Origin of the sequence: Terriglobus tenax, assembly GCF_025685395.1 — a bacterium.
GTDB lineage: Bacteria > Acidobacteriota > Terriglobia > Terriglobales > Acidobacteriaceae > Terriglobus > Terriglobus tenax.
On sequence record NZ_JAGSYA010000004.1, the window covers coordinates 2,676,912 to 2,691,125 of the forward strand.

At 61.8% G+C, this 14,214-nt stretch carries 12 protein-coding genes; 9 read left to right on the forward strand and 3 right to left on the reverse strand.

Annotated features, from left to right (window positions below; translation table 11 throughout):
* The first annotated feature begins 224 nt into the window (after nt 1-224).
* From OHL13_RS17045 to OHL13_RS17080, 8 genes are all read left to right on the forward strand, one after another.
* On the forward strand, nt 225-689 hold the full coding sequence (locus OHL13_RS17045) for an ATP synthase F0 subunit B (RefSeq protein ID WP_263411325.1): 465 nt from the start codon (nt 225-227) through the stop codon (nt 687-689).
* Nucleotides 686-1,393, forward strand: coding sequence for a F0F1 ATP synthase subunit B family protein (locus OHL13_RS17050; protein WP_263411326.1), 708 nt, complete (start codon nt 686-688; stop codon nt 1,391-1,393). The genes OHL13_RS17045 and OHL13_RS17050 overlap by 4 nt, the downstream gene beginning before the upstream one ends.
* Nucleotides 1,393-1,932: an ATP synthase F1 subunit delta gene (gene atpH, locus OHL13_RS17055; RefSeq protein WP_263411327.1), complete on the forward strand. Its 540-nt coding sequence runs from the start codon at nt 1,393-1,395 to the stop codon at nt 1,930-1,932. The genes OHL13_RS17050 and atpH overlap by 1 nt, the downstream gene beginning before the upstream one ends.
* Nucleotides 1,933-2,002: 70 nt before the next feature.
* On the forward strand, nt 2,003-3,550 hold the full coding sequence (gene atpA / locus OHL13_RS17060; RefSeq protein WP_263411328.1) for a F0F1 ATP synthase subunit alpha: 1,548 nt from the start codon (nt 2,003-2,005) through the stop codon (nt 3,548-3,550).
* A 6-nt stretch (nt 3,551-3,556) separates the two neighbouring features.
* Nucleotides 3,557-4,645 carry a F0F1 ATP synthase subunit gamma gene (locus OHL13_RS17065; RefSeq protein WP_263411329.1) on the forward strand — a complete coding sequence of 363 codons (1,089 nt, stop codon included), beginning with the start codon at nt 3,557-3,559 and terminating at the stop codon, nt 4,643-4,645.
* A 14-nt stretch (nt 4,646-4,659) separates the two neighbouring features.
* Entirely contained in the window at nt 4,660-6,096 is a 1,437-nt protein-coding gene (gene atpD / locus OHL13_RS17070) for a F0F1 ATP synthase subunit beta (protein ID WP_263411330.1), read from the forward strand.
* A 3-nt stretch (nt 6,097-6,099) separates the two neighbouring features.
* Nucleotides 6,100-6,534 (forward strand): ATP synthase F1 subunit epsilon, encoded by a 435-nt coding sequence (gene atpC, locus OHL13_RS17075; protein WP_263411331.1) that lies wholly within the window; start codon nt 6,100-6,102, stop codon nt 6,532-6,534.
* A 137-nt stretch (nt 6,535-6,671) separates the two neighbouring features.
* The gene (locus OHL13_RS17080) at nt 6,672-8,297 is read left to right on the forward strand and encodes an L-lactate permease (protein WP_263411332.1); all 1,626 of its coding nucleotides are present in this window, start codon (nt 6,672-6,674) and stop codon (nt 8,295-8,297) included.
* 16 nt (nt 8,298-8,313) lie between these two features.
* On the opposite strand, the gene OHL13_RS17085 is transcribed toward OHL13_RS17080, so the two are convergent.
* Complete coding sequence (locus OHL13_RS17085; protein WP_263411333.1) at nt 8,314-10,161, reverse strand: ArnT family glycosyltransferase; 1,848 nt, start codon at nt 10,159-10,161, stop codon at nt 8,314-8,316.
* Nucleotides 10,162-10,200: 39 nt separating this feature from the next.
* Nucleotides 10,201-12,039, reverse strand: coding sequence for an ArnT family glycosyltransferase (locus tag OHL13_RS17090; protein WP_263411334.1), 1,839 nt, complete (start codon nt 12,037-12,039; stop codon nt 10,201-10,203).
* Between the two features lie 117 nt (nt 12,040-12,156).
* On the opposite strand from OHL13_RS17090, the gene ppx reads away from it, so the two are divergent.
* The gene (gene ppx / locus OHL13_RS17095; protein ID WP_263411335.1) at nt 12,157-13,698 is read left to right on the forward strand and encodes an exopolyphosphatase; all 1,542 of its coding nucleotides are present in this window, start codon (nt 12,157-12,159) and stop codon (nt 13,696-13,698) included.
* Here the strand turns inward: ppx and OHL13_RS17100 are convergent.
* Entirely contained in the window at nt 13,650-14,177 is a 528-nt protein-coding gene (locus OHL13_RS17100; RefSeq protein WP_263411682.1) for a SixA phosphatase family protein, read from the reverse strand. The genes ppx and OHL13_RS17100 overlap by 49 nt on opposite strands.
* Between the last annotated feature and the right edge of the window lie 37 nt (nt 14,178-14,214).

Consider the following 14,214-nt stretch of genomic DNA (forward strand, 5'->3'; position numbering starts at 1 on the left):
GTACGCCTGTTCTACCGGGCGTCAAGTGGTTAAGGGGAAGTTTTCAGCCGGGTGAATTGGTGCGAATAGCGACGCGTCCGTTCTTTTATCGCACGACTATCCATTGACACTATCGAAAGTGGCTTGTTACAAATAAAAGTGTCGAAGGGAAGACAAAGACAGCCTCTTTCGCTGCCCTGTAGATCCGATCCCGCGGTTACGGCAGCTTCCTGACAAGCCATTTCATGAATGAGATCCTAGCTACACTTAGCGAACTTGTGCTCGGCTCCGTGCCGACCATTGTGTTGTTTGCGTTCGTCGTTATTGCGTACAGCGTTCTGGTGCGTCGTCCTCTTGAGAAGACGCTGGCCGAGCGCCGCGCGCGCACCTCTGGAGCCATGGAGCAGGCGAAGTCTGCCGTGGCTTCTGCTGAAAACATGACGTCGGACTACGAAGAACGGTTGCGCATTGCCCGCGCGGAGATCTTTGAGGCCCGCCAGCAGCGTCTGCAGAAGTTCAACACGGAGCGTGACGCCGCCCTGGGCGAGGCCCGCGAGCAGGCGCAGATTCGTGTGGATGCTGCCCGCCAGCAGGTGGAGCAGAGCATTGCCGAGGCCAAGAAGCAGATTGAGACCGTCAGCGAGCAGCTTTCGGCCCAGGTGGTCAAAGCCATCCTGCCCGCGGGACTTCCGGCTGGAGGCACGCAGTGAAGCTGAAAAAGATCATGTTTGTGGCGATGCTCGCCGGAGTTCTTGCTGTGCCCGCACCTCTGACCTTTGCGCAGGAGTCCGCTCCGGCCGCAACGCAGGGCGTGCCGCGCACGGCGCCTGAAGACCAGAAGTCAGAGAAGAAGGAAGTCGAGAACGAGAACGACGCTTTCCTGAAGAGCCCCATGGTCGTCAAGCTCGGCCACGCGCTGGGCATGGAGCCGGAGACGGCTGCCACGGTCTTCCAGGTGCTGAACTTCGCGATCCTGGCGATTGCCGTTCTGTATGGCCTGATGAAGGCGCTGCCCAAGGCCTTCCGCAAGCGCTCCGAGGACATTGGCAGGCAGCTCAACGAGGCGCGTTCGGCGACCGAGGCGGCCAACGCCCGCATGTCGGCCGTGGAAGCCCGCCTCGCGAAGCTGGATGGCGAGCTCTCGGCTCTGCGTTCGCAGGCTGCTGCGGAGGCCGCTGCTGAAGAAGCCCGTCTGCGAGCTCAGCTTGAGGACGAAAAGCACAAGATTGTTGCCGCCGCCGAGCAGGAGATTGCCGCGGCCAGTTCGCACGCACAGCGCGCGATCAAGGAATTTGCCGCTGACCTGGCGATCTCGCAGGCTGCCCAGAAGCTGCAGGTAACGGCTGAGACCGACCGTCTTCTGATCCGCAGCTTCGCAGAGCGTCTGGGCGGATCGAACGGAGGGCAGAACTAATGTCACAGGTTGCTCTTCGTTACGCACAGGCGTTTGCTGACGTGGTTTCCGCGCAGAATCTGAACCGCGAGCAGGTTCGCCAGCAGTTGATTGATTTTCAGCTGACTCTGGCTGGCAGTCGCGAGCTGAAGGAATTGCTGGAGAACCCCTCCATCGACCAGACCACGAAGGTAAAGGTGCTGGATGCGGTGGGCGGCAAGATCGGCTATGACAAGCAGGTCCGCAACTTCCTGGCTGTGCTGACCGCACATGACCGCATGGAGATGCTGGCCGAGGTGCTGGATGAGTACAATTCCATCGCCGACCGGCAGGCTGGTATCGCCGAGGCGGAGATTGTCAGTGCGCATCCGCTGACCGACGAGGACAAGGCCCTGCTGGAGCAGAAGGCTGGAGCCCTGGCCGGTGGCAAGGTTCGCGCCAGCTACCGTCAGGATGCAACGCTGCTGGGCGGAGCGGTGATCAGGATTGGATCGACGCTGTACGACGGCTCGGTCAAGGCGCAGTTGGCCCAGTTGAAGCAGAAACTGGTCAACGCGTAAACGCGGCGGAAACGCACACGACATACCCGCGAAAAATTTAGAAGCAAAAGATTGAAGAGGAAACGACGGAATGGCTCAGATCAAGGCAGATGAGATAACCGAACTTCTGCGGCAGCAGATTGAGAACTACGAGCAGCGCGTGCAGGTCGACGAAGTCGGCACCGTGATCTCGCTGGGCGACGGTATCGCCCGTATCCACGGCCTGGACAAGGTTATGGCCGGCGAGCTGATCGAGTTCCCCCATGGCATTGCAGGTCTGGCCATGAACCTGGACGAGGGACAGGTAGGCGCGGTTCTTCTGGGTGACTACACCCAGATCAGCGAAGGCGATCAGGTCAAGCGTACCGGCAAGATCATGTCCGTGCCGGTGGGCGAGGCCATGGTGGGCCGCGTGGTCAACGCTCTGGGCGAGCCGATTGACGACAAGGGACCCATCAACACCCCGCACTCCCTGCCTGTTGAGCGCATTGCTCCGGGCGTCATCGACCGTAAGTCGGTCACCGAGCCGATGGCGACCGGTATCAAGGCCATCGATTCCATGATTCCGATCGGCCGTGGACAGCGTGAGCTGATCATTGGCGACCGCCAGACCGGCAAGACCGCCGTTGCTCTGGATACGATCATCAACTCCGCGAAGAACGACCTGATCTGCATCTATTGCGCCATCGGTCAGAAGCGTTCGTCGGTAGCGCAGGTTGTGCAGGCTCTCGAAGAGAAGGGCGCCATGGCGTACACCGTCGTTGTGGCTGCTACGGCTTCCGAGCCGGCCCCCATGGCATACATCGCTCCCTACACCGCCACCGCGATTGGTGAGTACTTCCGCGACAACGGCAAGCATGCCCTGGTGATCTATGACGATCTCTCCAAGCACGCCGTAGCCTACCGCGAAATCTCGCTGCTGCTCCGTCGTCCTCCGGGCCGCGAAGCGTATCCGGGCGACGTGTTCTACCTGCACTCGCGCCTGCTGGAGCGCTCGGCCAAGATGAGCGATGCAAAGGGCGGCGGTTCGCTGACTGCACTGCCGATCATCGAGACCCAGGCCGGCGACGTGGCTGCCTACATTCCGACCAACGTGATTTCGATCACCGATGGCCAGATCTTCCTTGAGACTGACCTGTTCAACTCGGGTATCCGTCCGGCCGTGAACGTAGGTCTGTCGGTATCGCGTGTAGGCTTTGCCGCCGCGATCAAGGCGACCAAGCAGGTTGGTTCCACGCTGAAGCTGGACCTGGCACAGTACCGCGAACTCGCGGCCTTCGCCCAGTTCGGTTCGGACCTTGACCCGGCGACGCAGCGTCAGCTGGCCCGTGGTCAGCGCCTGACGGAGCTGCTGAAGCAGCCCCAGTTCGATCCGCTCCCGGTGGAGAAGCAGGTTGCGATCCTGTTTGCCGGTACGCAGGGTCTGCTGGACGATGTGGAAGTGAAGCAGCTGCGCGCATTCGAAGACGGCCTGTATCCGTACCTTGAGGCCAATGGCAATGGCGTGCTGAATGATATTGCGACCAAGAAGCAGCTCGATGATGAAGTCAAGTCGAAGCTGACGGCCGGCATCAACGAGTACAAGAAGAACTTCCTGGCGCAGAACAAGTCCAAGGAGGCCAAGGCCGCCAAGGCCTAACCGACTATGGCAAGCGTTCTCGATCTACGACGCCGTATCCGCAGCGTGAAGAACACGCGGCAGATTACCAAGGCGATGAAGATGGTTTCGGCGGCCAAGCTGCGCCGTGCGCAGGAGGCCGCGCTGCAGGCGAGGCCTTACGCGCAGATGATTACAGCCGTGCTGGAATCACTGCAGCGCCGCGCCGACATCCATGACGGCAATGGCGATGTGCTTCATCCGCTGCTGGTGCAGCGCGAGGAAAAGAACGTCCTCGTGGTTGTGGTGGCGGGTGACAAGGGCTTTGCCGGCGCCTTCAACTCCAACATTGTGCGTGCGGCTTCCAACTTCATCCGCGAGCGCGCAGCCCGTGGGCAGAACGTGGATGTGGAACCGGTAGGCCGTAAGGCGAAGGATGCCTTCCGCCGCCTGTATCCGCAGGCCGTGTACGAGCGCACCACGGAAAAGTACGACAACGAGCTGTCGACGCACCACGAGATCATCCGCCACCGCAAGGCGCAGGTGGAGTTGACCGGCGAGCATGAGCTGGTGCTGGCCCGCCTGGATCTGACTTCGGTGCATGCGATGGTGCATGAGATTATTGCTCGCTTTGAGCGTGCGGAGATTGATTCGGTCTACGTGGTCTTCAACGAGTTCAAGAGCGTGATTGCTCAGCGTGTGGTCGTTGAGAAGCTGCTGCCCATCGCGAAACTGGGCGAGTCCGAGATCACGGCTTCCGAAGAGATGACGCAGGAACAGCGTGAGGCGGCTGCCCATGCCGCTGCGACCGCTGGCGTCAGCACCCTGGAGCCCGAAGAGACGGCCATTGAGCGCGAAGCCAAGAAGTTTGGCACTGCGGACGTGGATTACATCTTCGACCAGAGCCCGGCGCATATCTTCAAGCACCTGATGCCGAAGTATGTGGAGACCCAGATTCTGCATGCGATGTTCGAGTCTGCCGCGGCGGAACATGCCGCTCGTATGACGGCCATGGACAACGCCACCAGCAACGCGGGCGAGATGATTGATGCTCTGAGCTTGACGATGAACCGCGCACGCCAGGCGGCCATCACGAAGGAACTGATCGAGATTGTGAGCGGCGCGGCCGCTCTGTAACGAGAGAGAGATTTATGGCAGAGAACATTGGACACGTAATTTCCATCAGCGGCCCGGCCGTTGACGTGCAGTTCGAAGAATCGCACATGCCGCCCATCTACCAGGCGCTGCGCATTACGAGCGAAGGCTTCACCACGCCTGAGCCGATCGACGTTATCGTCGAAGTGCAGCAGCATCTGGGCGAAGGCCGCGTACGCACCGTCGCTATGACGGCCACCGAAGGCATGGTTCGCGGCATGAAGGCCACCGACACCGGCGGTCCCATCACCGTTCCCGTGGGTCGTGAGACCCTGGGCCGCGTGCTGAACGTTCTGGGCAAGCCCGTGGACGAGCTCGGCCCGGTTGCAGCCAAGACCTACAAGTCGATTCACCGCCAGGCTCCCGCGTTCGACGAGCAGTCGACCTCGGAAGAGATGTTCGAGACGGGCATCAAGGTCGTCGACCTGATCCAGCCCTTCTTGAAGGGCGGCAAGATCGGCCTGTTCGGTGGCGCCGGCGTCGGCAAGACAGTTCTGATTCAGGAGCTGATCAACAACGTCGCCATGAAGCACGGCGGCTTCTCGGTCTTCGCCGGTGTAGGCGAGCGTACCCGTGAAGGAAACGACCTGTGGCACGAGTTCCAGGAGTCGGGTGTTATTGATCCCCACGACTGGACCAAGTCCAAAGCTTCGCTCATCTATGGACAGATGACCGAGCCGCCAGGAGCCCGTCTGCGCGTGGCGCTGACCGGTCTGACCATCGCGGAGCACTTCCGTGATGAAGAAGGCGCGGACACGCTGCTGTTCATCGACAACATCTTCCGCTTCACGCAGGCAGGTTCTGAGGTATCGACGCTGCTGGGCCGTATGCCCTCGGCCGTAGGCTACCAGCCGAACCTGGCCACGGAAATGGGCCAGCTGCAGGAGCGCATCACGTCGACCAAGAAGGGTTCGGTCACCTCGGTGCAGGCAGTTTATGTGCCCGCCGACGATCTTACCGATCCGGCTCCGGCGACCACCTTTGCCCACCTTGACGCGACCACCGTGCTCTCGCGTGCTCTGACGGAAATCGGTATCTACCCGGCCGTCGATCCGCTGGCATCGAACTCGCGTATTCTTACGCCCCGCGTTGTGGGTGAGGATCACTACAACACCGCGCAGGCCGTGAAGGGTATTCTGCAGCGCTACAAGGATCTGCAGGACATCATCGCCATTCTCGGTATCGACGAACTGTCGGAAGAGGACAAGATCACCGTTGCCCGCGCCCGTAAGGTGCAGCGCTTCCTGTCGCAGCCCTTCCACGTCGCGGAGATCTTTACCGGCAACCCTGGCAAGTACGTCAAGGTGGCCGACACCGTCCGCTCCTTCAAGGAGATCATCGAAGGCAAGCATGACAGCGTCCCCGAGCAGGCCTTCTACATGAAGGGCTCCATTGAGGAAGTGCTGGAAGCCGCGGAGAAGATGAAGAAGTAAGCCATGGCCGAGACGACAAACAATTCGGGACTGCTGACCGTACGGCTGGTCACGCCGCAGCGCGTGGTGATTGACACCACGGCTGAGGCGGTCGAGCTGCCGTCGATGTCCGGCTACCTGGAGGCGCTCTACGGCGCGTCTCCGCTGCTGGCTGAGCTTGGCGCCGGCGAGGTTCGTCTGCATGGCGGTGCTTCCGGCAACGAGACGTTCTTCGTGGCGTGGGGCTTTGCCGAGGTACTGCCGGAGCGTGTCACCATCCTGGCGGAGCAGGCGATGAAGCCGGCTGAGATTAACGTGGAGAAGGCCAAGGCCGACCTCGCCAAGGGCGAGAAGGACTGGGCCGACGCCGGCGACGACGCCAACGCCTACGATGAAGCCAATGCGGAAATTCGCGTGGCCGAGGAGAAGCTCAACTCTGCCCAGGGCAAGTCGCACTAACTTCTTTTCACCAGAAACAGCAAAGGCGCGGACTTCGGTCCGCGCTTTTTGTTTGCCCTGGATTTGACCGCGAAGATTGGCGGACCGTAGTATGAGCGCGAAAGCACCTCATCCCACTCCGTGAGCCGACACATACGATGCCGTGGCCGCAGGACTATCTGCTGTTTCACCTGGGACTCGGCTGGTCGGCTGCTCTGGCGGCGCTTCCCATCTTCACCTTGTTGTTGCTGCTGGGCGTGCTGCGCAAGCCGTCTTGGATGGCGGGGCTGGCCGGACTTGCGGTCACCTTTGTGCTGGCAGTCGGCGGTTATCAGATGCCCGTTCTGCAGGCCGTCAGTGCGGCCGCGCATGGCGCGGCTTTCGGCCTGTTTCCCATCTCGTGGATCATCTTCTGGGCCATCGCACTTTTCCGTGTCACCGAACAGACAGGCAAGTTCGAGATCATCAAGGAGTCCGTCAGCCGGTTGACGCCGGATCTTCGGCTGCAGGCCTTACTGATCGCCTTTGCCTTCGGAGCCTTCCTTGAAGGCGCGGCTGGTTTTGGCGCTCCGGTGGCCATTGCCGCCACCATGTTGATGGGGCTTGGGTTTTCCGGTTTCGATGCGGCTGCGCTTTGCCTGCTGGCCAATACGGCGCCAGTGGCCTTTGGGTCAATTGGAATCCCGGTGGTCACGCTTGCCGGAACCACCGGCCTGCCGCTGGACAAGCTGAGCGGAGCAGTAGGCAGCTTCTGCGCTCCGGTCTCGCTGCTGCTGCCAACGTATCTTGTGCTGGCGATGTGGGGCCGTGCGGGCTTTGCCGGGGTCTGGCTTCCGTGCCTTGCCGGAGGAGCCGCCTTCGCCTCGGTGCAGTACACGGTGTCAAACTTCATTGGCCCGCAGCTAACAGACATCCTGGCATCACTTGCGGCCATTGCGGTACTGGTGGTGGTGCTGCGCCTGCGCAAGTCGCAGCCGCCCGCTGCGTATCTGCGCACCCCGGTGGAAGAGGCAGCGCAGCGATATTCCGCGCGCGAGATCGTGCTGGCATGGATGCCGTACGGCCTGCTGGTGCTGTGCGTCCTGCTGTGGGGCTACCAGCCCTTTCAGCGGCTGCTGAACCGCGGCAGCATCCTGATTCCCTGGCCGTACCTGAACAACATCGTTCTGCGCATGCCGCCGCTGGTGCCGAAGATGTCGCCGTACCCGGCGATCTTCAATCTGAACTTCTTCTCGGCTGCGGGAACATCGTGCATGATGGCCACGCTGCTTTCGGTGCTGCTGCTGCGCGTGCGCCCGGGACATCTGCTGCGCATCATCGTTTCTGTCGTGCGTACGCTCATGCTGCCCACACTTACTGTGGCGTCGGTGCTGGCCATCGCCTTCCTGATGAACTACTGCGGAGCCACGGCTACGCTCGGGCTGGCCTTCGCGGCAACGGGCGTCCTGTTCCCGTTCTTCAGCGCGCTGCTGGGCTGGCTGGGTGTCTTCCTTACCGGCTCGGATACCTCAGCCAACGCACTCTTCGGCAGCCTGCAGGAGGTAACAGCAGGCCGTCTTGGCCTGGATGCCGTGCTGATGGCCGCGGCGAACTCCGCTGGCGGCGTGATGGGAAAGATGATCAGCCTGCAGACCATCGCCGTGGCCGCTGCCGCTACAGGGATGAAACAGGAGGAGCAGTCAAAGCTCTTCAGCTTTTCGCTGCGGCATAGCCTTCTGCTGGTAACGGTGATTGGCCTCTTGTCCGTGCTGTATGTCTACGTGCTGCACGTGAAGTGGCTGTGACAGAACCCAACCCTGGCTACGGATGGTTGGTCAGCACCGTCTTGCCGCCCTCGGACTTGAGCACGTAGACACCGCCGAAGGGTGTCAGGTCAGCGGTACGTTTCTTCGGTTCATAGGTCATCAGGAAGACGCGTTCCTTGCCGGCCCATGCTTCATACAGAGAGTTGTTGTCCTCGAAGATATCGGCTGCATCCGGCCAGAAGCTGCCGTACCAGGGGCCATTTACGCGGCCATTGATCAGGTGCAGCGGCTGGCGCGTGTAGAAGGCGATAGACGAGCCCGAGGTCAGCTCGCCATCCAGCATGATCTGGTCGCCGGGCTGGAACTCGGCCGTGATGGCATCCGCCAGCCCCTTCGAGCCAAGGATGGGATAGAAGCGCGCCAGCCCCTCATGCATCCCCCAGAGGTTCCCCATCATGGCCACCGCCAGGGTCACATTGGCCGCATAGAATCTGCCTGCGCGGCGCAGCAGCCAGGCCGTCAGACCCGCAGCGTACATGGAGACAGCCACCAGAATCAGCGGGAAATGGAAGAAGCCCATCGCCTGACCGGTCAGGTCATACAAGTGGCCCAGCGCCAGGGTATAGCGGTCCGGGTTGGTGGTCAGCAGGGCGGAGATGTCCGTGCCTGCGGGCGGAATCGGCGCTGTGATCGCGAACCATGTGCAGACCACCGCGGCCAGCGTGGTGATGGGAAGCAGTAGCCATACGGTCCAGAAGTAGGCGGCTTTACGAGCGCCAGGATGCCCCGGCTCTTCGGCGCGGGCAAGCTGCCCACCGGCCAGCAATGCCAGCGCAGGCAGCGCGGGCAGCGCGTAATACTCCTGCCGGCTGCCCAGGGAGAAGAAGCCAATGACGATGATGGCCCAGAGAAACAGGGCGAGCGGAGCTTCCGACTCGCGGGCCTTCAGGCCCGCAGAGCGCAGCGTGGTAACACTCCAGCGCACGGCGCGCGGCAGAAAGACCGCCCACGGCAGCAGCCACGCCAGGATCATGCCCCAGAAGATAAGCACTGGCACCTGGCCGTAGTCATGCGGAATGCGTTTGCCGACAAAGCGCATGAAGTGCTCATTGATGACGTAGAACCAGAACCACCCGCGCGCGTCGGTGTTGATGGCCGGGTTGCGCAACGCCGCCAGCACATGCCATGGCAGCGTGATGAGCAGGAACAGCGCGGTGGAGGCCAGCAGATGCAGCCTGCGCAGCGCAGCAAGCTGCCCCGTCAACAGCAGAAAGATCAGGGCGAAGCCTACCGGGAAGACCAGGCCGATCAGACCCTTGGTCAGCACATTCAGCGCGGTGATGGTCGCAAAGCCCAGCATGGGCTTGAGCGCGGACTGCTGTGCCCGGACGCGGTCCAGAGCGATGAGCAGCAGGTGGATCGAAACCGTCATCCACAACGCCAGCGGCACGTCAGGAATATAAAAACGCGTAAACAGGTAGGTGCCGATGGAGGTGGCAATGGCGAGGCCGGAGTAGAAGCCTCCGCGTTCGCCGAACAAGCGCTTGCCCAGCGCATAGACCGAGAGGGTAAGCCCAAGCACCAGCAGAGCCAGTGGAAGCCGTCCGGCCCAGTCATGTGGCCCGAAGATCTTCATACTGCCCGCGGCCAGCCAGTACATCAGTGGCGGCTTGTCGAAGAAGCGGATGCCGTCGACATAGGGCGTCACGTAGTCGTGACGGACAAGCATCTCGCGCGCTACCTCGAGGTAGACCGAGTCGACGTCGTCCAGAAGGCCGGGCGTGAAGATACCGCCAAGCTGCAGAATGGCCCAGATGGCGACAAGGATCGCGACGGACTTCCTGCGTGCAGCAGCGAACGGGGCGGCGGGTTCCGCCACAGCGAATGAAGTGGGGATGCTCACGGGATTCTTACCTAATCGTCCCGGTTTTGCCGCCCCACGTCAATTCAGGGGACGGTCGGTGATCAGCGAGTTGCCGGAGGTCTCCTTCAGCAGCACGTAGTGGCCACCCAGCAGCTTCTCCACCTCTTCGTGCTGGTCCGATGGAACAAACAGCAGGTGGCGAACGCCCGTTCCCCATGTATGCAGCAGGTCCTGCGAGTTCAGGAAGATGTGCGGAGCGTCCGGAAAGGTGCTGCCGAAGATCAGGGAACTGGAGCGGCCGTTGACCAGCAGTGCGCGATGGTCGGTATAGAAGATCACCGACGAGCCGTAGGACTGGTCCCCGTACAGCATCAGTTGATAGTTCGGCTCAATGCGCCTGGTGGCCACCAGGTCATTGGCCGTATCGGCAAGCTGGCTGCAGCTCAGCATGGACCCGAAGCGCACCAGAGCAATGTGAGCGGCGATAAAGAACAGCGCCATGGTGAAGGCAATTACGGCCAGCCCGGCGGTATTGCGCCGGTGCAGACGAAGGTTCCACGCCACGGCAGGTCCGAACGCAAAGGCGAGCATGGCCAGAGCGGCGGGCAGGCGCAGGGCCGCGAACGATGCTCCGGTCAGGTCAAAGAAGTGCGACATCGACAACGTGTAGTTGCCCACGGCGCGATGCGCCAGCAGGTCGCCGATGCTGGGTTCAAAGGGCAGGTGGCGAGAGCTCCACAGGCCGTAGAACAGCGCTCCGGCAATCAGGAAGCCAATCGCTGCGAAGACAATGTGCGCGGCTGACATCATGCGGCCTCGCAGAACATTGCTCTCGCGCCGCGCCAGCGACAGCGTGATCAGCAGAAGGATGGGCAGGTACGCCGGGAAGGTGTAGTACTCCTGGTTGGTGGAGATGGAGAAGAAGACCAGAACCAGCGCCGCATAGATGCCGCACAGCAGCATGGTCTGGTTGGCAAAGGTCTTCGGCCGCAGGTAGTCCTTGCGGTTGCGCCACAGGTCCAGCACGGCTACGGGCAAAAACAGTGACCAGGGGAAGAGCCAGACCAGGTGCAGCACCCAGAACAGGTATCCAGGCAGCTTGTTGTAGTCCTTGGGATAGCGCTTGCCCAGGAAGCGCAGCACGTGCTCGTTGATGAAGTAAAACCAGAAGAAGCCGTGGCCGTTCATGCCGCCGGTGTTCCGCAGGCCGGCAAGAATATGCCACGGAGCAGCGATGGCCAGGAAGAGCAGACCCCCGGTGACAACGCGGAACTCGCGCCAGCGGCGCCACTCCCCCGTAATCGCCAGGTAGACACCGGCCGCGCCCAGGGGGAAGACCAGGCCAATCAACCCCTTGGTCATCACGGCCAGCGCCAGGGCGGCCCACATGCCGTAGAAGTAGCCCTTCCGGCTTGTCTCAAGCCCTCGCAGCATGCAATATAGCGCCGCGCAGAGAAAGACAGACAGCAGCACCTCCGGAATGAAGATGCGTGTGAACAGGAAGACGCCGGTGGTGGTCAGCGTGGCCAGGGCGGCGTAGAAGCCCGCGGTCTGCGAGATGGCATGCTTGGCCCAGCGATACGCCAGCGCGGCCAGCAGGCCCACGCCAAGCGCCAGTGGCAGGTGTGTAGCAAAAGAGTTGAAGCCGAAGATGCGATAGTCGGCGGCGGCCAGCCAGTAGGGCAGGGCGGCCTTCTCCAGGTAACGGATGCCATTAACGTACAGCGTGACGTAGTCGCCGGTACGCGCCATGGTGGCGGCGGCCTGCGCGTGGGTAGCATCCGCATCGTCCAGCAGCGGGGGCGAAAAAAGGCTCGCGAAATACACCGCCACCCACACAATCGACAGTATCCAGAGCCTGCGATTGCGGGTGCTCGTCAGTCGTGACTGCGTCACGGCGGGCTTCGGGGCGTACATGGTGACCATCCGTTGGGGAACTCAACTTACTTGAAAGATTGGCGCTGCTTCCTGTTAGACACAGAAATCGCCTAGATGATTCGATGCACGAACCGTGTATCCTGACGCGAGGAAAACATGCCGACGTTTGCAGCTATCGATATCGGGTCCAACTCCTGCCGGCTGAAGATTGCCGCCGTGCAGATGCACAAACTGAAGACGTTGTATGAAGACCGCGAGGTCACACGTCTCGGTGAAAGCGTCTTTGAGACCGGCGTGATCTCTCCTGAAGCGATGGCGACCACCATCCGAGCCCTGAAACGCTTTCATAAAGCCGTGCAGGCCCATGTGGTGGACAAGGTGCGCGTTGTGGCCACCTCCGCAACGCGCGATGCCCGCAACGCAGATGCCTTTGCTGCCTGGGTCAAGTCGGCCACCGGTTGGACCCTGGAGGTGATCTCCGGTCTGGAAGAGGGCCGCCTGATCCACCTGGGCGTGGTGACACTGGAGCCAGGAGCGCGCGGCCGCTGCATGATGATCGACCTTGGCGGCGGAAGCTGCGAAATTACGCACAGCGAGAACGGCCGCATCAAGGCCATGGTCAGCACGCCGCTGGGCGCGGTGCGTCTGCAGCAGGAATTTCTGCACAGCGACCCGGCCAGCAAGGAAGACCTGGCGCAACTTGACCGCTTTATTCATCGTGAACTGCAGCGTGCCGAGAAGAAGCTTGGCCATGTGCGTGTTCCCCTGGTGATCGCCACCAGCGGAACGGCTGCCGCACTCGCCGAGGCTGCTGCCGTTCTGTTCAAGAAAGCCGCGCAGCGCACCAAGAAGAAGACAACGCTGGAAGCAGATACTGCAAGTATTCGCAAGGTGGCGGGCATGCTGGCCAAGATGACCAATGCCGAGCGTGTGCAGGTGCCGGGCATTGGTCCCAAGCGCAGTGAGATTATCGTGGGCGGTGCCTTCGTCTACGCCTCACTGCTGGAGCGCATGGAGCTGAAGGGCTTCCGCTACTCTCCGCTGGGTCTGCGCGACGGTGTATTGGCGCAGATGCTGGCCGAGACCGATATTCGCGCCGGTGTTCACCAGCAGGTGGAGGACGAGCGCTGGAACGGCATCCGCGAACTGTGCCGCCGCTACGGTGTGGACCCCAGGAAGAACGAGCCCATCCGCGCGCATGTGGCGCAGTTGTTTGACGGTCTGCAGGCCGTGCATGAACTTTCGCCCGAGTACCGCCTGTGGCTGGAAGCTGCGGCCATGATGCAGGACGTGGGCAAGTACATGAACCACCAGGGCCATCACCGGCATACGCAGTACATCCTGGCGAACTCGGAAATTTATGGCTTTTCGCCGGAGCAGCGCGCCACGGTCAGCGCCATTGCCCGCTACCTGGGCAAGAGCCGACCGGATGCGATGGACCGTGTGATGCGCGCCGTTCCGGTGGAGGAGCATACCTCGGTGACGCGCGCCATCTGCCTGCTGCGGCTGGCTGTGGCCTTGAACCAGGATCGCGCCACGGCCGCGGTGAAGCTGCATACCAAGGTCTACCCAAAGCGTGTGCTGCTTGACCTGGCGGCGGCACGTGGTGGGGCTGAGCTGGAGATGTGGGCCCTGAGGAAAGAGTCCGTTTACTTCCGCGAGATCTTCCGCCGTGAACTTGTCGTCGAAGCCGTATAAAGCGCGCGTACGGTGCGCGGATCCAGCAGCCACTGCAGGATGCCTGAGCTGCGGTCATAATTGACGCGCGCAATGGAGCCCTTCCTGAGGCGCACACGCGCCGGCTTCGGCATGGCAATCAATGAGCCAAGGAACTGCGTCAGGTTGGGGTTGTGGCCCACCACCAGCAGGTTCTCAGCCTCGGCGCATTCGCTCAGCAGCTTCTGGAAGTCGGCAAAGGTTGCGCCGGGAGCCAGAGCGTTCGACAGCAGAACCGAGGCGTCGTAGCCGGTCTCCATGCCGATCAGTGAGGCCGTCTGCAGGCTGCGCTTCAACGGGCTTGAGACGATCAGGTCAAAGTGCAGCCGCATGCCGTTCAGCACATGGCCAAGCTGCAGGCACTGCTTCTTACCCTCTTTGTCGAGAGGGCGGCGCGTGTCCAGCAGGGGATTCACACGGCGGGTTCCGGCGCTTGCATGGCGAAGCAGATAAAGGTTCATCACTTAGAAGAATGCCAGAGAGCGAGGCTGCGTGGGG